General features: G+C 70.9%; 19 protein-coding genes. 14 read left to right on the forward strand and 5 right to left on the reverse strand.

Annotated features, from left to right (window positions below; genetic code table 11):
* The coding region (locus ACIRP7_RS23445; protein WP_403662754.1) for an amidohydrolase family protein at positions 1-566 on the reverse strand (566 nt) is incomplete at its 3' end.
* Between the two features lie 278 nt (positions 567-844).
* Positions 845-1,444, reverse strand: coding sequence for a TetR/AcrR family transcriptional regulator (locus ACIRP7_RS23450; RefSeq protein ID WP_403662757.1), 600 nt, complete (start codon positions 1,442-1,444; stop codon positions 845-847).
* 143 nt (positions 1,445-1,587) lie between these two features.
* On the opposite strand from ACIRP7_RS23450, the gene ACIRP7_RS23455 reads away from it, so the two are divergent.
* From ACIRP7_RS23455 to ACIRP7_RS23505, 11 genes are all read left to right on the forward strand, one after another.
* Positions 1,588-2,382 carry an alpha/beta fold hydrolase gene (locus ACIRP7_RS23455; RefSeq protein WP_403662760.1) on the forward strand — a complete coding sequence of 265 codons (795 nt, stop codon included), beginning with the start codon at positions 1,588-1,590 and terminating at the stop codon, positions 2,380-2,382.
* A gap of 28 nt (positions 2,383-2,410) precedes the next feature.
* Positions 2,411-2,782 carry an antibiotic biosynthesis monooxygenase family protein gene (locus tag ACIRP7_RS23460; protein WP_403662763.1) on the forward strand — a complete coding sequence of 124 codons (372 nt, stop codon included), beginning with the start codon at positions 2,411-2,413 and terminating at the stop codon, positions 2,780-2,782.
* Positions 2,783-2,975: 193 nt separating this feature from the next.
* Positions 2,976-4,067, forward strand: coding sequence for a chitinase (locus tag ACIRP7_RS23465; protein WP_403662766.1), 1,092 nt, complete (start codon positions 2,976-2,978; stop codon positions 4,065-4,067).
* Between the two features lie 196 nt (positions 4,068-4,263).
* Positions 4,264-5,562, forward strand: coding sequence for an extracellular solute-binding protein (locus ACIRP7_RS23470; protein ID WP_403662769.1), 1,299 nt, complete (start codon positions 4,264-4,266; stop codon positions 5,560-5,562).
* Positions 5,562-6,503 (forward strand): carbohydrate ABC transporter permease, encoded by a 942-nt coding sequence (locus tag ACIRP7_RS23475; protein WP_403662772.1) that lies wholly within the window; start codon positions 5,562-5,564, stop codon positions 6,501-6,503. Before ACIRP7_RS23470 ends, ACIRP7_RS23475 begins: the two co-directional genes overlap by 1 nt.
* Complete coding sequence (locus ACIRP7_RS23480; protein WP_403662775.1) at positions 6,500-7,321, forward strand: carbohydrate ABC transporter permease; 822 nt, start codon at positions 6,500-6,502, stop codon at positions 7,319-7,321. The genes ACIRP7_RS23475 and ACIRP7_RS23480 overlap by 4 nt, the downstream gene beginning before the upstream one ends.
* Positions 7,318-8,628 (forward strand): carboxylesterase family protein, encoded by a 1,311-nt coding sequence (locus tag ACIRP7_RS23485; protein WP_403662778.1) that lies wholly within the window; start codon positions 7,318-7,320, stop codon positions 8,626-8,628. Before ACIRP7_RS23480 ends, ACIRP7_RS23485 begins: the two co-directional genes overlap by 4 nt.
* On the forward strand, positions 8,622-9,767 hold the full coding sequence (locus tag ACIRP7_RS23490) for an ROK family protein (RefSeq protein ID WP_403662781.1): 1,146 nt from the start codon (positions 8,622-8,624) through the stop codon (positions 9,765-9,767). The genes ACIRP7_RS23485 and ACIRP7_RS23490 overlap by 7 nt, the downstream gene beginning before the upstream one ends.
* A gap of 30 nt (positions 9,768-9,797) precedes the next feature.
* Entirely contained in the window at positions 9,798-11,306 is a 1,509-nt protein-coding gene (locus tag ACIRP7_RS23495; protein ID WP_403662784.1) for a GMC oxidoreductase, read from the forward strand.
* Between the two features lie 22 nt (positions 11,307-11,328).
* A complete protein-coding gene (locus ACIRP7_RS23500) occupies positions 11,329-11,940 on the forward strand; it encodes a nucleoside deaminase (RefSeq protein WP_403662787.1) in 612 nt (203 codons plus the stop codon).
* The gene (locus ACIRP7_RS23505) at positions 11,937-12,905 is read left to right on the forward strand and encodes a sugar phosphate isomerase/epimerase family protein (protein WP_403662790.1); all 969 of its coding nucleotides are present in this window, start codon (positions 11,937-11,939) and stop codon (positions 12,903-12,905) included. The genes ACIRP7_RS23500 and ACIRP7_RS23505 overlap by 4 nt, the downstream gene beginning before the upstream one ends.
* On the opposite strand, the gene ACIRP7_RS23510 is transcribed toward ACIRP7_RS23505, so the two are convergent.
* A complete protein-coding gene (locus ACIRP7_RS23510) occupies positions 12,852-14,150 on the reverse strand; it encodes an MFS transporter (RefSeq protein WP_403663574.1) in 1,299 nt (432 codons plus the stop codon). The genes ACIRP7_RS23505 and ACIRP7_RS23510 overlap by 54 nt on opposite strands.
* A 156-nt stretch (positions 14,151-14,306) precedes the next feature.
* On the opposite strand from ACIRP7_RS23510, the gene ACIRP7_RS23515 reads away from it, so the two are divergent.
* Entirely contained in the window at positions 14,307-16,361 is a 2,055-nt protein-coding gene (locus ACIRP7_RS23515) for a phosphocholine-specific phospholipase C (RefSeq protein WP_403662793.1), read from the forward strand.
* Between the two features lie 63 nt (positions 16,362-16,424).
* Positions 16,425-17,297 (forward strand): phospholipid scramblase-related protein, encoded by an 873-nt coding sequence (locus ACIRP7_RS23520; protein ID WP_403662796.1) that lies wholly within the window; start codon positions 16,425-16,427, stop codon positions 17,295-17,297.
* Between the two features lie 6 nt (positions 17,298-17,303).
* Here the strand turns inward: ACIRP7_RS23520 and ACIRP7_RS23525 are convergent, their stop codons facing one another.
* The gene (locus ACIRP7_RS23525; protein WP_403662799.1) at positions 17,304-18,251 is read right to left on the reverse strand and encodes a hypothetical protein; all 948 of its coding nucleotides are present in this window, start codon (positions 18,249-18,251) and stop codon (positions 17,304-17,306) included.
* Positions 18,248-19,051: a phosphatase PAP2 family protein gene (locus tag ACIRP7_RS23530; protein WP_403662802.1), complete on the reverse strand. Its 804-nt coding sequence runs from the start codon at positions 19,049-19,051 to the stop codon at positions 18,248-18,250. The genes ACIRP7_RS23525 and ACIRP7_RS23530 overlap by 4 nt, the downstream gene beginning before the upstream one ends.
* A 233-nt stretch (positions 19,052-19,284) precedes the next feature.
* Here ACIRP7_RS23530 and ACIRP7_RS23535 point away from each other — a divergent pair, with 233 nt between their 5' ends.
* Positions 19,285-19,899 (forward strand): TetR/AcrR family transcriptional regulator C-terminal ligand-binding domain-containing protein, encoded by a 615-nt coding sequence (locus ACIRP7_RS23535; protein WP_403662805.1) that lies wholly within the window; start codon positions 19,285-19,287, stop codon positions 19,897-19,899.
* Positions 19,900-20,027 lie beyond the last annotated feature (128 nt).

Here is a 20,027-nt window from a genome sequence, read left to right on the forward strand (position 1 = left end):
TACAGCGGCGCGAAGGAGGGATCGCCCAGGTAGGTGCCCTGGTAGTTGGTGAGCAGGCAGATGCCGTCGAGATCCAGTTCGCCGAGCGCGCGGTCCACCTCGGCCACCGAGCCCTCGATGTCGGGCATCGGGGTGACCGCGAAGATCCCGAAGCGGTCGCCGCGGGCCTGCACGAGGTCGCGGGCGTAGTCGTTGACCGCGCGGGCGGTGGCGCGCCGGTCGTCGACCGGGCCGACGGTGACCTGGAGGTCGCCGAACGACAGGACACTGGCCTGGATCCGGTACTGGTCCATGAAGGCCAGGTGCCGCTCGACCGACCACGGACCGTACGCCCCGGTGATGGCCCCGAGCAGGCCGTAGCGCTTCAGGTAGTCGTTGTACACGTCGGGGCTGTAGTGCGCGTGGGTGTCGATACGCCAGTTGCCCTTCGGCAGCCCCGGCCCGGACGCCGTCGCCTCCGGACTGGCCATGGCGGCAGGCATCGTCGCCGCGGCCGCCGTGACAAGTGCCGCCGCCGATGCCCCTTCGATCATCCTTCGACGCGAGATGTTCCGTCGCAGGTTCATGTCCAGGTCTCCTCTTCACGCTGTGCGCGTCGGGTCGTATGTGCGTGCGTCACTGCGGAGGCCGCTGCCGCGGGTAAGTCGCGCCTGGGCAGGGCCAATTGCCGCCGACAGCGATCCCGCGCCCGGGCGTGGGAGCCGACGTGTCCCCGTCGGCCGGCCGTCGCCTGCGGAGCGGACCGTGTGCGGCGGCACCGAGTGCGTGCATGACCGCCAGGCAACAGCCGCCTCATCAAGCACGTACCGCTCAGCGCATGAAGCTTCTATGAAGGCAGTGACCGCTACCGGGAGTCCTGCGGTGCGTCGGCGGGCCGCAGCGTGGTGAGCCACTGGGTCACGACGGCGTCGATGAAGGCGTCGGTGACCTGGCCGCGGTCGAGGAAGAGCCGGGCGAGAAGGGGCCCGTACAGCAGAGTGAACTCGTCCTCGCTGATCTGGACGCCCGCAGGCTCCAGCAGCTTGTTGAAACCCGCGTGGCGGTCTTCGCCGATGCGGACGAGCGCCCGGGCGCTGTCGGGGTCGTGGTCGGCCTGGGCGGTGACCGCCAGGGCGGCGGTGCGCACGGACGGCACGCTGACGCCGGCGCGCAGGCTCTTCAGCCAGGCGGTGGCCACCTCGCGCACGTCGCTGCCCGGTTCGGGATAGGTGCCGAGATCGGGGCCTTCGAGGACGAGGTCGAAGAGCAGCGCGGCTCGGGTGGGCCAGTGCCGGTAGAGCGTCTGGCGGGTGACGTCCGACCGCTCGGCCAGCAGGGCGTAGGTCAGCCCGGCCGGTCCGACCTGAGGCAGCAGTTCCCGCGCGACGGCCAGTACACGGTTGCGGGTGCGCTGCACGCGCGGGTTGCCCGGGGTCGGCTGACGGCGGTGAAGGGGCTGCTTCATGCGGCCACCCTACCGGCACATCATACGGTGCGTGTGATTGACGTCACAGGCCCGAATCATACGCACTGTGTGATAGACCTTAGGGAGTAATCACACGCACTGGATGATTCCAGTGTGTCGGCGCATTCGAAAGGCAGACGGCCATGTCACCTCGCACCCTGAGCGCACCCACTTTCGCCCGCACTCGCCTCGGCTCCGGCCCCGGCCTGCTCCTCGCCCACGGCGCCGGCAGCAGCCTGGCCGGCACCTACGGCCCCGTCCTGGAAGCCCTCGCCTCCCGCCACACCGTCGTTGGCGTCGACTACCCCGGCAGCGGCGACACCCCCCGCTCCACCACCGCGCTGTCCGTCGACGACCTCGCCGGCCAACTCGTCGCCGCCGCCGACGCGGAGGGTCTCGACCGCTTCGCCGTGTCCGGCTACTCCCTCGGCGGTCCGGTCGCCGTGCGCGCCGCCACCCGCCACCCCGAGCGCGTCAGCGCACTCGTCCTGACCGCCGCCTTCCCGCACCGCGACAACCGGCTCGCGCTCGCCTCCTCGGTCTGGAGCAAGATCGCCGCCTCCGGCGACCGTGAGCTGCTCGCCGAATTTCAGCTCCTGATGGCCCTCGGTACCCAGGCGCTGGAGTCGATGCCGGCCGAGCACCTCCAGCAGACCCTCGGCTACGTCGCCGCCGGTTCGGCCGACGGCAGCTCCGAGCAGACCGACCTAGTCGGCCAGGTCGACGTCCGGGACGACCTCGCCGGCATCACCGTCCCCACCCTGGTCGTCTCGACCACCGACGACCGCCTCGTCTCCACCGCCCTGCACCGCCACCTCGTCGAGGCCATCCCCGGTGCCCAGCTCGCGGAAATCGCCACCGGTCATCTGCCGATGCTGGAGCGGACCGACGAGTGGCTGCAGCTCGTCACCGACTTCCTCGACAAGCACAACGCCTGATCACCACACGAGAGTTCTTGGAGGAACCATGCTCACCTTCGGCCACCTCGACGCGTCCACCCACTTCCGCGACCAGCAGAAGGAGGAGACCGGTCCGGTCACCATCATCAACACGTTCGTCGCCCCGGAAGGCAAGGAGGACGAGGTGCTGGCCGCCTGGGCGGACGACGCGGACTACATGAAGAGGTCGGGGAACCTGCTCTCGGTGCAGCTGTACCGGGGCATCGGCGGCAGCCGGCTGTTCACCAACGTCGCGGTCTGGAAATCCACCGGGCACCTCCGCGCAGCGCTCGGCACACCGGAGTTCGCCTCGCACCTCGCGAACTACCCCGACGGCACCGTCGCCTACCCGCACCTGTACCAGAAGTTCGCGGTCGAGGGCGTCTGCGAAGGGGAGTGACGACCGCTTCCGGGGGTTCGGGCCCCGAGGGACGGAGGAGGAAGGCCGGGCACCGCGCCCGGAACGGACTCGGCAAGCTAACTGTAAAGAACCTTGACAGTTATGTGGTCTAGTCCAATCATGGGCACGGTTCCTCTTCCCGCGGTTCGGCCATTCCGCTGTCCCCGCATGCCCATTCCCCCTGGGAGCGTCAGTGAGACGACCTGGTCACCTTCGTGCGTTGCTGTCCTGTCTGAGCGTCAGCGCGCTGTCCGCAGGGCTCGTCGGACTCGGGGGAGGGGGCGCGCTCGCGGCGCCGCTCTCGCCTTCGCCGGCGTCCTCGCCCGCGGCCTTCGGCAAGCCCCTGCCGGCCCATGTGGCCGCCCCCTACGTCGAGTCGTGGACCGGCGAGAGCCCGGCCGCGCTCGCCGCCGCCTCCGGCAACAAGTACCTCACGCTGGCTTTCCTCCAGACGGCCACGGCGGGTTCGTGCACCGCCTACTGGAACGGCCGGACGGACCAGCCGATCGCCAAGGCGTCCTTCGGCCGTGACATCGCCGCCATCCAGGCACGCGGCGGCGATGTCATCCCCTCCTTCGGCGGCTGGTCCGCGGACACCACCGGCACCGAACTGGCCGACAGCTGCGCCAGTGTCGACGCCGTCGCCGGGGTGTTCGAGAGCCTCGTGACGACGTACGGCATCAGCCGCATCGACCTCGACGTCGAGGGCGACTCGATCAACAACGCCGCCGGGATCGACCGCCGCAACAAGGCGATCGCCCAGGTCCAGCGCTGGGCCGAGCGCACGGGCCGCACCGTGCGGTTCTCCTACACCCTCCCGACCTCCACGAAAGGCCTCGAGGCCAACGGCCTCGCCGTGCTCCGGAACGCCGTCGACAACGGCGCGCGTGTGGACGTCGTCAACCTCATGACCTTCGACTACTACGACGGCGCCACGCACGACATGGCCGCCGACACCCGGACGGCCGCCGAGGGTCTGCACGGCCAGCTCGCCGCGCTCCACCCGCACAAGAGCTCCGCGAAGCTGTGGAGCATGATCGGCATCATCGAGATGCCCGGCATCGACGACTACGGCCCCGAGGAGACCTTCACCGTCGAGGACGCGGTCGCGGTGGAGAAGTGGGCCGAGGCCAAGCAGATCAACACGCTCTCCTTCTGGGCGCTCCAGCGTGACAACGGCGGCTGCCCGGGCACCGGCGGCTCCGACTCCTGCTCCGGCATCACCCAGGACACCTGGGCCTTCAGCCACGCCTTCGAGAAGTTCACGAGCGGCGGTCACAGGTAAGGGGACACCCCGCGAGGCGAGGGCCCGGTGCGCGTCTCCTGCGCACCGGGCCCTCGTCACGCCGATTTCGCTACAAGTTCCGAAATTATTCGGGGCGAGGACCGCCACGTGGCCGAAACACGCGGTTCATAGCGTCGGGACACATCACGCCACCGCCCTCAGTACTCGTGAGGAATCTCGTGTCACAGGAGTCCCCGTGCCCAACCTCTCCCGTCGCACCGCCCTGCGGCTGACCGCCGGACTGGCGCTCGGCGCCGCGCTTCCCCTGGCCGGCTGCGGGCGCGACAACGACGCGCCCGCCGCTTCCGCCGCAAAGAAGGTCGACGCGTCCCCGGCCACCGGCACCGTGAACGTCTGGGCCGCCCAGGGCGACGCCGACGTGCTCGGCACGGTCGTCAAGCCGTTCAAGGCCGCCAACCCCGACCTGGTCGTGAAGACCACGCTGATCCCGAACGCGGAGTACTACACCAAGCTCCAGGCGGCGATCGCGGCGGGCAAGGGACCCGACATCGCCCAGTTCTTCCCCGAGTCGCAGGCGCAGTTCCTCAACCCGTCGACCCTGCATCCGGTGCCGGACGGCCTGGTGGATCCGGGCGGCTTCTTCAAGAGCCTCTGGGACGCCGGAGTGGTGGACGACGTGGCCTACACGGTGCCCTGGTACGCGTACACGTACGCGCTCGTGTACCGATCGGATCTGGCCAAGAAGGCGGGCGTTCAGGCGCCGACCACCTGGGCCGGCATGGAGCCCTTCCTCAAGGCCCTCCAGGGCGCCGGAGCTTCCGACGCGCTCGGGGCCGACATCGGGTGGGACATCTTCAACGGCCAGGACGTCGCCATGTACGCCTGGCAGGCCGGAGGCTCCCTCGTCACCTCCGCCGGCAAGTGGAACCTGAACACGCCCCAGATGGTCGACGCCCTCGACTACAACGCGTCCTTCTTCACCGCCGGGACCGCCGACACCGGCGGGCCGACCTTCCTCGACGCGCAGCCGTACTTCGTCTCCGGCAAGACGGCGAGCATGATCACCGGGCCCTGGGTCATCGGCCAGCTCGACACCGCCGCCAAGAAGAGCGGCTGGACGGCCTCCCATGTCGCCACCGCTCCGCTGCCCGCCGGTGCGTCGAGCGGCGTCTCCTTCTCCGCGGGCGGCACCTGGGGCGTCCTCGCCGACAGCGGCAACACGGACGCCGCCTGGAAACTCGTCCGGCATCTGGCCGAGCCCAGCACACAGGTCGCGCAGTACAAGGCGTACGGCTCTCTGCCGGCCGTCATCTCCGCCTGGGACGACCCGGCGATCAAGGGCCAGCCGCTGCTGGCCGCCTTCTTCACCCAGCTCAAGAACACCCGCGCCTTCCCGCAGGTCAGCACGTGGCAGCAGGTCGCGACCCGGCTGGGCAAGGAGGTGGAGGCAGTCGCCAAGGGCAAGCAGACCGCGGCGAAGGCGGCCGCGAACATCCAGGCCTACGCCGAGAGCGTCGGCACGGGCACGCAGTGATGACCACGACGCTCGCACCGGCCGCCCAGAAGGCGACGGCCGTACCGAAGCCCGCGGCACACAGGACGTCCCGCGCCCGCCGCACCGCCGTCGCCTGGCTCTTCCTCGCCCCCTTCGGCCTCGTCTTCCTGGTCTATACGGCGATCCCCACGGTCGCCGCGCTCGCCCTGAGCCTCACCGACATCCGCGGCGCCGACCTGCGCACCCCGTTCGCCGTCGACTTCACCGGAATCGACAACTACCTGAGGCTGTTCCAGGACGACACCTTCGTACGGGACATCCTCAACACCGCCCTCTTCGTGGGCGTGGGCGTACCCCTGACGATGGGCATCGGCTTCGCCCTGGCCCTCGCGCTGAACTCCGGCATCAGCCGGCTGCGCGGTGTCCTGCGCACCGTGTTCTTCGCGCCCGTCGTCACCAACGTCGTCGCCGTCGCGCTGATCTGGCAGTACGCCTTCCACATCGACGGCACCGTGAACAAGCTGCTCGGCGCGGTCGGATTCGCCGGACCGAACTGGCTGGACGACCCCCACCTGGCCATGCCGGTGGTCATCCTCCTCGGCGTCTGGCGCAACTTCGGCATCGCGATGGTGCTGTTCCTCGCCGGTCTCCAGGCCGTCCCGCGGGACGTGTACGAGGCCGCCGCCCTGGACGGGGCCGGCCGGTGGCGCCAACTCCGGCACATCACCCTGCCGTTGCTGCTGCCCACCACGCTCATGGTCTCCGTCCTGCTGACCGTCTTCTACCTCCAGGTCTTCGACGAGCCCTACCTCCTCACCGGCGGCGGCCCGCTCGGCTCCACCGAGTCGGTCGCGCTGTACACCTACCGCCAGTTCGGGGCGGGCGAGTTCGGGATGTCCTCGGCGGCGTCCTTCGTGACGCTCGCGCTGGTGACCGTGGTGAGCGTCGTCCAGTTCCGGCTGCTGAGGTCCCGCACATGAACCGTGCCGCCCGCCCCGCGCTGTACGCCGCCCTCGTGCTGTGCGCCCTGCTCACCACGCTGCCCTTCGCCTGGGGCGTGAGCGGCTCGCTGCGCAGCCTGGACGAGATCCGCTCCGACCCCGGGGCCCTGTTCCCGCACCACCTCACCTTCGGCAACTTCACCCGGCTGTTCGAGACCCAGGGCTTCGGCCGGTTCCTGGTCAACAGCGTGGTCGTCGCGCTGATCGTGGTGGCCGGGAACATCGTGGCCGCGTCGGCCGCCGGATACGCCCTCGCCAAACTCGACTTCGCGGGTCGGCGGCTTGCGTTCGGCGCGGTCATGGCGGCGATGATGGTGCCGTTCACCGCGGTGTTCGTCACCCAGTTCGTGATCACCGTGGACCTGGGCCTCGCGGACACCCTCACCGGAATCGCCCTGCCCGGCGCGGCACTTCCGCTGTCGGTGTTCATCGTGCGCCAGTACGCCCTGTCGGTCCCCGACGAACTCCTCGAAGCGGCCCGCATCGACGGCGCGGGCGAGTTCCGGATCTTCTTCAGGATCTTCCTGCCGCTGGCCGGTCCCGCCGTCGCCACCATCACGATCATGTCGTTCCTCAACTCCTGGAACAACTTCATCTGGCCGCTGGTGGTCGCCCAGAGCATGTCCACCTACACCCTCCCGGTCGGCCTCGCCGCCACCAGCCAGGCCGCCGCCCACGTCACCGACTACGGCCTGCTGCTCGCCGGAGCGATCGTCGTGATGCTGCCGGTCCTCGTGCTCTTCCTCTTCCTGCAGCGGTACTTCGTGCAGGGCATCGCGGGAACGGGGCTGCGATGAGCACGCCGGTCACCGTCCGGACCCCGGCGGGCACGGTCGTCGGCCGCCGACACCGGGGCGTGCGGCGCTTCTCGGGCATCCCGTACGCCGAAGCACCCACCGGCCCACGGAGGTTCGCCGCGCCGTTCCCACGCGGGCCCTTCACGGAGCCGTACGACGCCTCCCGCCCCGGCGCCACCGCGCAGCGCGTGCCGCTGTTCGCCACCACCACCATCCCGGAACCGACGGTGCCGGGCGACGACATACTGAACGTCTCCGTCACGACCCCTGACGCGGACGGCTGCCCGGTGCTCGTGTGGATCCACGGCGGCGGCTTCCTCGCGGGCAGCCCGGCCGGCCCCTGGTACGACGGCCGCGCCTTCGCCCGCGACGGAGTCGTCACCGTCACCGTCGGCTACCGGCTCGGCGTCGACGGATTCGCCGTACTGGACGGTGTCCCCACCAACCTCGGGCTGCGGGACGTGCTCCTCGCGCTCGACTGGGTGCGGGAGAACATCGCCGCGTTCGGGGGCGACCCGGACCGGATCACCGTCGCGGGCCAGTCGGCCGGGGGAGCGATGGTGCTCGCACTGCTGTCGTCACCCGCCGGACGCGGCCGGTTCCAGCGGGCGGCCAGTCTGTCCGGCGGCCTGTTCGAGGTGGAGGCGACCCGGACCCGCGACCTCCTCGCACGGCTCGGCGAGCACCTGGGCGTGCCGCCCACCCGGGCCGGATTCGCCCTGTGCACAACTGAGTCGCTCCAGCGGGGCGTGCTCGACCTGCGCAGGGACGACGACCAACTCCTGCTCGGCCCGGTCGTCGGCGACGACCTCCTGCCGCTGCCGCTCGCCGAGGGGCTGGCCGGGCACGGACAGGACGTCCCGCTGCTGCTCGGCGCCACGGGCGACGAGTTCGACGGCGACGGGGGGCGCGGGTCACGCGCGGCCGGCACCCGGATCACGGACACCCTGTTCCGCTCCGCGTGCCCCCGCACGGCGGCCGCCCGCCGCGAGGCACCCGCCGGTACCTGGCTGTACTCCTTCGAATGGCCCTCCCCGACCCTCGGCGGCGCCGTCCACTGCGTCGACCTCCCCTTCTTCTTCGATGTGCTCGACGCGCCCGGCGTCCCCGAGGCGCTCGGCCCGAACCCGCCCGCTGAACTGGCCGCCCGGATGCACGCCGACCTCGCCACCTTCGTCCGCGGCGAGACCCCGGCCTGGGGGAGGGCGACCGGACGGCTCGGCGACCCGGCCCGTGAGTACGGCCGACCGCTCGTGGCCGACACCCGGGGCCTGTACGACCCGGTGACCGGAGGCGACACGTGCTGACGGCGGGAATGAACCAGAGCGCCGTACGGCGGGTCAACACCTCGGTGATCCTACGGGCGTTGGCGGTATCGGCCGGGCCGCGCAAGCTCACCGAACTCGCCGCGCAGACCGGCCTGTCCCGCCGCACGATCGAGCTGATCCTGGACTCGCTCGTCGAGGCGGGCTGGGTCGCCGAACTCGACCGGACACCGCACAGCGGCTGCGCCGGACGCCCGGCCCGTCGCTACGAACTGCGTGCCGAACACGCCCTGTTGGCGGCGGTACGGGTCACGACCGTCGACGCCTCCGCCGTCGTCGCCGATGTCCGCGGCCACATCCTCGGCCGGGCACACCGGCCGCTGCGCGCCTACAAGGACCCGCACACCACCCTCGACGACGCCGCTGAACTGGTCCTCCGCGCCCTCGACGACGCCGGCGGCTCGGTGGACCGGCTGCGCGCCGGGGCCATCGCGGGCGGCGGTGCCATCGACGACGACGGAGTCGTACGGCGCCTGGTGCACACCACGCGCTGGGAGGGCGTGCACCTGCCCGAGGAACTCGGCCGTCGCGTCCCGGTGCCCTGGTTCGCCGACAACGACACCAACCTCGGTGCGCTGGCGGAGCGTTGGCGGGGAGTGGCCGCCGATCACGACAACGTCGTCTGGGCGATGCTCGGCAACCGGACCGGCCTCGGCATTCTCATCCGGGGGGCCGTGCACCGCGGACTCGACGGTGCCGCGGGCGAGATCGTCGAGGCCCCCTCGATGCCCGCCGGGTCGGTCGAGAACCGGCCCGTCGCCGCCCTCACCTCACCGCTGCCCGCAGGACGCGCCCTCGCCCTGGCCCGGTTCGAGGCGGCCCGCAAGGGCGACGCCGCCGCACTCGCCGAGGTCGACGAGTTCGTGGAGAACATCGCGTCGATCCTCACCACCCTGTCCTGGACGGTCGCCCCTTCGCTGATCGTCCTCGGCGGCGGCCTGGAGGACGCGGCCGACGTCCTGTTGCCCCGGGTGCGGGCAGCGCTGCGGGCCGCCCGCGCCCCCGCGGTCGAACTGCGCGCCACCGCGCTCGGCCACGACGCCCCGCTCATCGGCGCGGTGAAACTCGCCCTGGACCGCATGGACACCGAACTCTTCGGACCGCTCGCCCCGGTCGACTGACCCCCACAACCCACTTACCCGGAGCTCCAGTTGACCCACACCCCCCGTACCGACGTCCTCGTCGTGGGCAGCGGCATCATGGGAGCCCTCGTGGCCCGTCTCCTGCGCGAGAGCGATCCCGCCCTGCACATCACCATGGCCGACGGCGGCACCCCGATCGGCGGCACGCCGGGACGGCATCTGCACGACCTCGACGACCCCGACCTGTGGTCCCGCTACAACGAAAGGGTCGCCACCGGCATCCAGGGCATGTACACGGGAGCGGAGGTGGTCCGAGAGGTCGCGGGCAGCCTCCCCGATCTCACCCCCGGCATGTTCCACGCGCTCGCCTTCGGTCAGGACGCCGAGGCGATGCCGCAGGCCGCGCTCGCCTGGAACACGGGCGGCATGGGCGTCCACTGGACCGCCGCGACCCCATGGCCCGCCGGGGACGAGGTCTTCGACTTCGGTGCCCCCGACGCCTGGGCGGCCGACCTCGCCACCGCATGCCGCCTGCTCGCCGTCACCCCCGCGGCGATCGGCCCGACCAAGGTCGGCGAACTCGTCCTCGACGTCCTGCGCCGACGCTACGGCGGTGTCGGGCCCGCCGACCGGGCCCCGCAGCCCATGCCCATGGCCGTCACCCCCACACCCTCGGGCCCCATGCCCCGCACGGCACCCGGGACGATCCTCCCCGCACTCGCGCAGGGCGGCGATCCGGCCTTCACCCTGCTCACCGGCACACTCGTGACCGCCCTCCTCCGGGACGCCGGCCGGGTCACCGGGGCCCGGCTGCGCCGCGTCGCAGACGGCACCGAGACCGAACTCCGCGCCGACACCGTGGTGGTGTGCGCCGACGCCCTGCGCACCCCGCAACTCCTGTACGCCTCCGGCATCCGCCCCGAGGCCCTCGGCCGTCACCTCAACGAGCACGCCTTCGTCACCGCCCGCGTCCTGCTCGACCTCGACCGGTTCGGCCTCGACCCCGACGCGCTGCCCCTGCCGCGCCCCGGCGAGTTCAGCACGGACTCGCTGTGGCTGCCGCGCAACGGACCCGCCCAGCCCTTCCACGGCCAGATCATGAACCGTACCTACGTCGACGAGACCGGCCGGCCCCTCGCGCACTCCGTCGGCCTGTCGCTGTATGTCCCCGTCGAGTCGCGCCCCCAGAACCGGCTGGTGTTCTCGGCGAGCGAGACCGACCTCGCCGGGCTGCCCCGCATCCGCGTCGAGTTCGACTACTCCGAGACCGACCGCGCGCTGATCCGGCGGGCGCTGGACGAAGTGCGTTCCGTGGCCGAGGAGTTCGGCCCCTTCGATCCGGCGACCGAGTCCACGGTGCTTCCGCCGGGCTCGTCGCTGCATCTCACCGGCACGGTCCGGGCAGGCGTCACCGACGACGGCACCAGCGTGTGCGACCCGGACGGCCGGGTGTGGGGCTTCGACAACCTGTTTCTGGCGGGCAACGGAGTCGTCCCCACGGCGATGGCCGCCAACGTCACCCTGACCGGCGCCGTCACCGCGGTACGGGCCGCCCGTGCCGTCACCGCACGCACCTGAACCATCCGAGAGGAACAGCACAGTGATCGACATCGCCAAGGAATACCGCGTGGCCCTGCCCGCCTGGATCGACGACGAGCTCACCGACGTCCCCGCCACCGTCCCCTTGCGCGAGGACCGGATGCGTCTCGTGCACCGCCTCGCCGACCGCAACTGGCGCGAGGGCAACGGCGGCCCGTTCGCGGCACTGGTCGCCGAGCGCGACTCCGGCCGGATCGTCTCCGTCGGCGTGAACGTCGTCCTGTCCAGCGGAGTCTCCAGCGCGCACGCCGAGGTCGTCGCGCTCGGCCTCGCGCAGATGGCGACCGGCAGCTGGGACCTCGGCGGCGAGGGCCTGCCCTCGCACGAACTGGTCGTCAACTGGCGCCCCTGCGTGCAGTGTTACGGCGCCACGATGTGGTCCGGGGTACGCGGCCTGGTGGTCGCCGGTCAGGGCCCGGAGCTGGAGGAGATCACCACGTTCGACGAGGGCCCGCTCGGCGCGGACTGGGCCGAGCAGTTCGAGACCCGGGGCATCGAGGTCGTGGGCGACGTCCTGCGGGACGAGGCGCTCGCGGTGTTCCGCAACTACCGCAAGGCCATTGACGAGTCGGACGAGGTCGTCGTCTACAACGCGCGCGGGGGAACGGAATGAGCCCTCGCTACGCGACCGACGTCATCACCTTCTACCACCCCGGATTCTGGGACCTCGACTCCGCCGCCGCGGTCCGCTCCTGGGCCGCGGATCACCCGGACCGCTTCTGGCAGCGGGTCATGCACACCCTCGCCGAGACCGAAGTGACCGGCATCGAGCTGACGTTCGCGCCCGGGGACGCGGACTCGGCCCTGCGCGCCTTCGGCAGCGCGGAGGCGTTCCGCCGTGAACTGTCCGCGCGGGGCCTGGCCGTGGTCAGCGCCTTCGTCGCCGACAGCGACGCCCCCGACTGGCGACAGGGCGACCTGCCCGCGATCGTCGCCGACGCCGAGCGCCGCGCCGCCTTCCTCGCCGAGGTGGGCGCCGAAATCCTCGTCACCGGACTGCCGATGAGGACGACGTACGGCACCCGACCGCCCTTCTTCGTCGACGCCGCCTACATGACCCGCATGGCCGACATCGCACACGCGGTGGGCGAGGCGGTGTCCCGGTACGGGGTGCGGCTGGCCTTCCACACCGAGTCCCACAGCACCCTCTGGTACGAGCGGGACATCGACCTGTTCATGGCCCTGACCGACCCGCGCTACGTGTGGCTGTGCCCCGACTCCTGCCACATCGCCCTGGGTGGCGGCGACCCCGTCGCGGTGGCCCGCCGCCACGCCCCGCGCACCGCGCTGGCCCACTGGAAGGACGCGGTCGGCCCGATCGACGTCCACCTCACGATCGACGACACGGTGTACTCCCAGCAGCAGCCGTACATGACGGAGTTGGGCACGGGAATCGTCGACTGGGCGGGCTGGGCGGACGCCATGTCCGGGACGCCCGGCGCGGACACGGTCCTGATCGAACTGGACGAGGCCGCCGATCCCGTGGCCGCGCTGAGGGCTGGCACAGCGGTGGCGAAGCGGGTGCTAGCGGCGCAGTTCAGTGTGGGCGGTCTCCGGGAGGCGCAGATAGACCAGTGACGAGCCGAGGCACAGGACGGCCACATACCACGGGAACAGTCCCGTGTGCCCCAACTCCTTGAACAGCGTGCCCACATACGGTGCCGTCCCGCCGAACAACGCCACCGTCAGGGAGTACGGGAACCCGATCCCGGCCGCCCGCACCCGCGCAGGGAACACCTCCGCGTTCACCGCCGCACTGATCGATGTGAACCCGGTCAGCAACACCATCCCCGCGCACTGCACGAGCAGCAGCACCACGAACGAGTCCCGCAGCGCGTGCAGCAGCGGCACGCTCAGCAGCGCGAAACCCACCCCGAAGAAGAGCAGCAGCGGCCGCCGCCCGAAGCGGTCCGACAGCAGCCCGCCCAACGGCTGGAGCACTCCGAAGAAGGCGAGCGAGATCGTTCCCGCGAGCAAGGCGTCCGACGTGTCGACACCGGCGTTGAGTTCGGCGTACGTCGGCAGGTACGAGGTCCACGTGTAGTACGCGATGGTGCCGCCCATCGTGATCCCGCAGATCAGCAGGGACTCGCGCGGATGGCGCCGCAGCCCGTCCAGCAGCCCGGGACGTGGCGCCCGCCGCTGCTCCTCGCTGCGTGTCTCCTGGGCACCCTGCCGGATCCAGAACCCGACCAGGGACAGCACGGCCCCGAGCACGAACGGCACCCGCCACCCCCAGGCGTCCATCCGGCCCTCGCTCACCGTGTCCACCAGCAGCGTGGCGATCCCGGACGCGAGGAGCTGCCCCGCCGTGGTCGACACGTACTGGAAGCTGGAGAACAGCCCGCGCCGGCCGGGCGCCGCCGACTCGACGAGGAAGGTCGTCGAAGCCGCGAACTCACCGCCCACGGACAGCCCTTGGAGCAGTCGCGCGAGCACCAGCACGACCGGAGCGAGGACGCCGACCGCCGCGTACGTGGGTGTCAGCCCGACCAGCAGACTGCTGCCGCCCATCAGCAGGATCGTGACCGTCAGCGCGGCCCGCCGCCCGTGCCGGTCCGCGATCGCCCCCATCAGCAGGCCGCCGACCGGCCGCATGAAGAACCCCACTGCGAACACCGCGAACGTCGAAAGGAGCGGCACCAGCGAGTTGTCCGCGCCCTTGGGGAAGACCGCGGCGGCGATATAGGTCGCCAGGAACGTGTAGGCGTACCAGTCGTACCACTCGACCGCATTGCCCACGGAGGCGGCGAGCAGCTGGCGTACGGGCCGTTTCGTGGGCGGCGCGTCCGGAAGTGGCGTCTCTGTCATGATCGCGACCATCCCCCGATCGAGGTCCGGCACACCTCCCGTACCCGCGACTTTCACATCAGCGACACCGGACCCTTCCCTGACGTTTGGTGCACTTGGAACACTCGCTGCGCGCACCTTCCGTCACCTTCGGGCCATCGATGCGCAGGATTGAGAGGTCCCTCACTCATGTCCGACGTCAACCGGCGCAGATTCCTGCAACTCGCGGGCGCCACCACCGCCTTCACCGCCCTGTCGAACAGCATCCAGCGCGCCGCCGCCCTTCCGGCCCACCACCGCACGGGCACGATCGAGGACGTCGAGCACGTCGTCGTCCTGATGCAGGAGAACCGGTCCTTCGACCATTACTTCGGCTCGCTCAGGGGAGTTCGCGGCTTCGGCGACCCGCGCCCGGTGACGCTGGAGAACGGCAAGTCGGTCTGGCACCAGACGGACGCCAACGGCAAGGAGATCCTGCCGTTCCGCCCCCAAGCCGACGATCTGGGCCTGCAGTTCATCCAGGACCTCCCGCACGGCTGGAACGACGGACACGCCGCCTTCAACGGGGGTAAGTACGACAAATGGGTCCCGAACAAGGGGTCCACGACCATGGCGTACCTGACCCGCGAGGACATCCCCTTCCACTACGCCCTCGCCGACTCCTTCACCGTCTGCGACGCCTACCACTGCTCGTTCATCGGCTCCACCGACCCGAACCGCTACTACATGTGGACGGGTTACACGGGCAACGACGGCCAGGGCGGCGGCCCGGTCCTCGGCAACGACGAGGTCGGCTACGGCTGGACCACCTACCCCGAGCGCCTGGAGAAGGCCGGCGTCTCCTGGAAGATCTACCAGGACGTCGGCGACGGCCTCGACGCGAACGGCTCCTGGGGCTGGATCCCGGACGCCTACCGGGGCAACTACGGCGACAACTCGCTCCTCTACTTCAACCAGTACCGGAACGCCAAGCCCGGCGACCCGCTGTACGACAAGGCCCGCACCGGCACCGACTACACCAAGGGCGAGGGCTACTTCGACCGGCTGAAGGCCGACGTGAAGGGCGGAAAGCTGCCCCAGGTCTCCTGGATCGTCGCCCCCGAGGCCTTCACCGAGCACCCCAACTGGCCCGCGAACTACGGCGCCTGGTACATCGCCCAGGTCCTGGACGCGCTCACCTCCGACCCGAAGGTGTGGGCGAAGACGGCCCTGTTCATCACCTACGACGAGAACGACGGCTTCTTCGACCACGTGGTCCCCGCCTTCCCCGCGGGTTCCGCGGCGCAGGGCAAGTCCACGGTCGACCCCGCCCTCGACCTGTACAAGGGCGACACCGGCCACCCGGCCGGCCCCTACGGCCTCGGCCAGCGCGTGCCCATGCTCGTCGTCTCCCCCTGGAGCAAAGGCGGTTACGTCTGCTCCGAGACGCTCGACCACACCTCGATCATCCGCTTCCTGGAGACCCGCTTCGGCGTCCACGAGCCCAACATCTCGCCCTGGCGGCGCACGGTCTGCGGCGACCTGACCGCCGCCTTCGACTTCTCCCGCAAGGACACCAGGCCGGTCGCCCTCCCGGACACCGACGGCTACGAGCCGCCGGACCGCGAGCGCCACCCCGACTACGTGCCCGTTCCGCCCGCTGTCGGCGCCGTTCCGAAGCAGGAGCGCGGCCTGCGCCCCGCCCGCCCCCTCAAGTACGCCCCGCACGTGGACGGTTCGGTCGACGCGAGGACCGGCAGGTTCACGCTCACCTTCGCCTCCGGCGCCAAGGCCGGTGCCGCGTTCCTGGTGACCTCCGGCAACCGCACCGACGGACCCTGGAGTTACACCACGGAGGCCGGAAAGACCGTCTCGGACACCTGGAACTCCGCGTACTCCAAGGGGTCGTACGACCTGACCGTGCACGGCCCGGCCGGTTTCCTGCGCGTCTTCAAGGGGCCGAACAAGAACGCCGGTCCCGAGGTCACCGCCCGTCACACCGGCGACGACGTCGAGCTGACCTTCTCCAACAAGGGCTCCGGCACGGCCCGTCTGAAGGTCGTGAGCGGCTACGGCGCCCCCGCGAGGACCTTCACCGTGCGGGCCGGCGCCACCGCCCGGCACACCTTCCGTCTCGCCAGGAGCCGTCGCTGGTACGACCTCACGGTCACCTCCGACGCCGACCCGGCGTTCCTGAGGCGATTCGCCGGACATGTCGAGAACGGGCGTACAGGAGTGAGTGATCCGGCCGTCATCACCAGGTAAAGCCGCGGCCGGAGCTGTCGTTCACCTGGCCGGATCGCTGTGGTCCCGGGGTAGTGTGCCCCGGTGACCACGCATTCGAACACACCTACAGGCTGGTACCCCGATCCGCACGGGGCGGCCCAGACGCTCCGGTACTGGGACGGCGCGCAGTGGACCCAGCACACCCACCAGGACCAGCAGGGGGCGGGCCAGGGTACCGCTCAGGTCGTGCAGGCCCCACCCGCCCCGCCGGTCCAGCAGGCACCGCAGATGCCTCAGCAGTCGGCCGGTCCCGACCAGCGCGTGCAGCGTCAGGTGCAGCAGCAGGCCGGGGTCAGCGGGGGCGGGGCGGGCGGCGGCACGCTGTTCACCGAGCCGGTGCTCGTGGTCAACCAGAAGGCCAAGCTGATCGAGCTGACCAACGAGTACAAGGTCATGGATCAGAACGGCAACCAGCTCGGCTCCGTCACCCAGGTCGGGCAGAGCGCCTTCCGGAAGATCGTGCGGTTCTTCTACAGCATCGATCAGTTCATGAAGATCAAGCTGGAGATCCGCGACGCCCACGGGCAGCCGCTCATGCTGCTGACCCGGCCGGGGAAGATCTTCAAGTCGCGGGTGATCGTGGAGCGTCCGGACGGTTCGCCGGTCGGTGAGATCGTCCAGCAGAACATGATCGGGAAGATCAACTTCGCGCTGATGGTGAACGGGCAGCAGGTCGGCGCGATCAAGGCGGAGAACTGGCGGGCCTGGAACTTCGCGATCGTCGACCACACGGAGAACGAGGTGGCCCGCATCACGAAGACGTGGGAGGGGCTCGCCAAGACGATGTTCACGACCGCGGACAACTACGTGCTGCAGATCCACTACCAGCTGCCCGAGCCGCTGTTGAGCCTGGTCGTCGCCACCGCGTTGACCGTGGACACGGCGCTGAAGCAGGACGCGCGCGGGTTCGGCTGAGCCTGTCTAGAGCGGTGTGAGGTGCCCCGGCTCCTGTTGCCGGGGCACAGTCATGTCCCGCAGGGACGGTTCCACGGACGCCGTCGACGGCTCCAGGGCCAGCACGGCCGCCACCGGGTGGTCGTCGTCCGCCGGCACCGGGGGCTTGCGGGTCAGCAGCACCACACCCCAGGCCGCCAGGCCCGCTCCCGCCAGCGCGAGCAGCATGCCCGCCGCGCCGCCCCGCAGGCCCTCGCCCAGCAGGGACAGGCCGATCACCGCGGCGGCCAACGGGTTGGCCAGGGTCACCACCGCCAGCGGGGCGCCCAGTCCGTCACGGTAGGCGGTCTGGGAGAGCAGGAGTCCGCCCGCGGCGAAGGCCGCCACGAGCAGGGCCACGCCGATCACCTGGACGCTGAGGAGCGACTCGGAACGGTCCGTCGCGGCCACCGTCACGGTCTGGGTGAGCGCGGAGGCCACGCCCGAGGCGACCCCGGACGCCGAGGCGTGCCGTATGCCGGGCCGGGTGCCCGGACGGGCCAGGAGACCGATCAGCGCCGCCGTAACGGCGGCCACGGCCACCGCCTCGGAGGTGCTCAGCACCCTCCCGGGCGTGGATCCGGACGCCACCACGAGGATCGCGGCGAGACCGGCCAGCGTGTACGCGGTGCCCCGCCACTCCGTCGCGCTGACCCGGCGCCCCGCGATCCGCGCGCCCAGCGGCACCGCGGCGACCAGGGTGAGGGCGCCGAGCGGCTGGACCACGGTCAGGGGGCCGTACTTGAGGGCGACGACGTGCAGCAGTGCGGCCGCCGCGTTGAGCGCGACCGATCCCCACCATGCGCCCGAACTCAGCATCCGCAGCACACCGGGGCCGGGGTCGCGGGAGGCGAGGCGCTCCTGGGCGACGGCGGCGGCCGCGTAGGCGACGGAGGAGAGCAGGGAGAGGGCCAGGGCGAGCAGGGTGGCGTTCATCGGCCCGCTCCGACCAGAACGTTGCTCTCGGGTTCGGCCGGGGTGAGCTTCTCCTGCGCCCGGCCCGCGGTCGTGGCCGTGCGCTGCGGCACCTGGATGACCGCCAGGGCGATGCCGAGCAGGGCCGTGGCCACGATCGCGTCCATCCAGTAGTGGTTCGCCGTCCCGACGATCACCAGCAGGGTCACCAGCGGATGCAGCAGCCACAGCAGGCGCAGGCGCGAGCGGGTCGCCACGATCAGGCCGATCGCCACCATCAGCGCCCACCCGAAGTGCAGCGAGGGCATCGCGGCGAACTGGTTGGAGAGGGTGTCGGTCTGCGGCGGGCCGTACACCGAGGGGCCGTAGACCTTCGCGGTGTCGACCAGGCCGGCCGCCGCGAGCATCCGGGGCGGGGCCAGCGGGAAGACGAGGTGCAGTACCAGGGCGGCGCCGGTGAGGGCGGCCAGGACGCGGCGGGCCCAGACGTAGTGGGCGGGGCGCTTCAGGTACAGCCAGACCAGGAAGGCGACCGTGGCCGGGAAGTGAACGGTCGCGTAGTAGGTGTTCGCGAGGTGCGCGAGGGTGTCGCCGTGCAGCAGCAGCGACTGCACCGAGCCCTCCGAGGGCAGGTGCAGGGCCCGCTCCCAGTCCCACACCCGGCCGGCGTTGCGGAAGGCCTCGGGGGTGTGGCCCGTGACCAGTTGCCGGCCGAACTTGTAGACGAGGAAGAGTCCTACGACGAGCAGGAGCTCACGGACGAGCGGCGGCCGCGCTGTGGCGCCCGGCTCCGCTTCTGAAGGCTCGGTGCGGGCGTTCATTCCCCCGGCCCTTTCGCTGGCGGTGGTGCAGGTGGGGAATCCGAACAAGGTGGTGACCCGTTCCGATTCCAAAAACTCATCGGTACGACACCGTACCGATACGCCAGTGTACCGATACGGTCGGGTACCGGTACACTGGCGTTTCGATTGACATACGACACACTGGAATCCGGGAATGAAACGCGACGGCCGTGCAGCAGGCCGGCCGGCGGAGCGAGTGAAGGGGAGAGCTGATGACGTCGCAGGCCGCGGACGGACCGGAGACGGTCGCCGCCTCGCGCCGCTCCAAGATCACGCCCGAGCGTGAGCAGGAGTTCTTCGACGCCGTGCTCGAACAGGTCCGCGAATGCGGATACGACGCTGTGACCATGGAGGGCGTGGCCGCCAGCACCCGCTGCAGCAAGTCCACCCTCTACCGGCAGTGGAAGACCAAGCCGCAGTTCGTGGTGGCCGCCCTGCGCTCCCGCCGCAGGTCGAAGTTCGACGGGATCGACACCGGTTCGCTCGCCGACGACCTGCGCGAGGCCGCCCGGGCCGCGGGCCGGTGGTCGATGCAGGACACCAAGCTGCACCAGGCCCTCGGCCACGCCGTCACCCAGGACGCGGAGCTCGCGCAGGCCCTGCGTGAGGCGCTGATCGACCCGGAGATCGCCGCGCTGAGGCACATCCTCCAGCGTGGGGTCGACCGGGGAGAGATCGCCGGCGGACACCCGGCGCTGGAGTACATCCCGGCCCAGATGTTCGGCGTCATCCGGGCCCGGCCCGTCATCGACGGTGAGTACGCCGACCCGGACTACCTGGTCCGCTTCGTGGAAGCCGCTCTGCTTCCGGCACTCGGGCTGAGCTGAGACCCAGGCCGCCGTCCACGGGATGACCGGACGGTGACCTGCTCGCGCCGCACCGTGGGGACGGGGGCGGCGCGCACCCCCCGGCCGGGTGGGGTTCCTCTCGAGCGGAGAGGCGCCCCTCCCGGCCG

This window comes from Streptomyces sp. NPDC102270 (assembly GCF_044766405.1).
Lineage (GTDB): Bacteria > Actinomycetota > Actinomycetes > Streptomycetales > Streptomycetaceae > Streptomyces.

Excerpts from the sequence above, each read along its gene's own strand:
- ACIRP7_RS23450 (WP_403662757.1), bottom strand. The coding sequence starts at position 1,444 with ATGAAGCAGCCCCTTCACCGCCGTCAGCCGACCCCGGGCAACCCGCGC.
- ACIRP7_RS23455 (WP_403662760.1), top strand. The coding sequence starts at position 1,588 with ATGTCACCTCGCACCCTGAGCGCACCCACTTTCGCCCGCACTCGCCTC.
- ACIRP7_RS23460 (WP_403662763.1), top strand. The coding sequence starts at position 2,411 with ATGCTCACCTTCGGCCACCTCGACGCGTCCACCCACTTCCGCGACCAG.
- ACIRP7_RS23475 (WP_403662772.1), top strand. The coding sequence starts at position 5,562 with ATGACCACGACGCTCGCACCGGCCGCCCAGAAGGCGACGGCCGTACCG.
- ACIRP7_RS23480 (WP_403662775.1), top strand. The coding sequence starts at position 6,500 with ATGAACCGTGCCGCCCGCCCCGCGCTGTACGCCGCCCTCGTGCTGTGC.
- ACIRP7_RS23485 (WP_403662778.1), top strand. The coding sequence starts at position 7,318 with ATGAGCACGCCGGTCACCGTCCGGACCCCGGCGGGCACGGTCGTCGGC.
- ACIRP7_RS23505 (WP_403662790.1), top strand. The coding sequence starts at position 11,937 with ATGAGCCCTCGCTACGCGACCGACGTCATCACCTTCTACCACCCCGGA.
- ACIRP7_RS23510 (WP_403663574.1), bottom strand. The coding sequence starts at position 14,150 with ATGGTCGCGATCATGACAGAGACGCCACTTCCGGACGCGCCGCCCACG.
- ACIRP7_RS23515 (WP_403662793.1), top strand. The coding sequence starts at position 14,307 with ATGTCCGACGTCAACCGGCGCAGATTCCTGCAACTCGCGGGCGCCACC.
- ACIRP7_RS23525 (WP_403662799.1), bottom strand. The coding sequence starts at position 18,251 with ATGAACGCCACCCTGCTCGCCCTGGCCCTCTCCCTGCTCTCCTCCGTC.
- ACIRP7_RS23530 (WP_403662802.1), bottom strand. The coding sequence starts at position 19,051 with ATGAACGCCCGCACCGAGCCTTCAGAAGCGGAGCCGGGCGCCACAGCG.
- ACIRP7_RS23535 (WP_403662805.1), top strand. The coding sequence starts at position 19,285 with ATGACGTCGCAGGCCGCGGACGGACCGGAGACGGTCGCCGCCTCGCGC.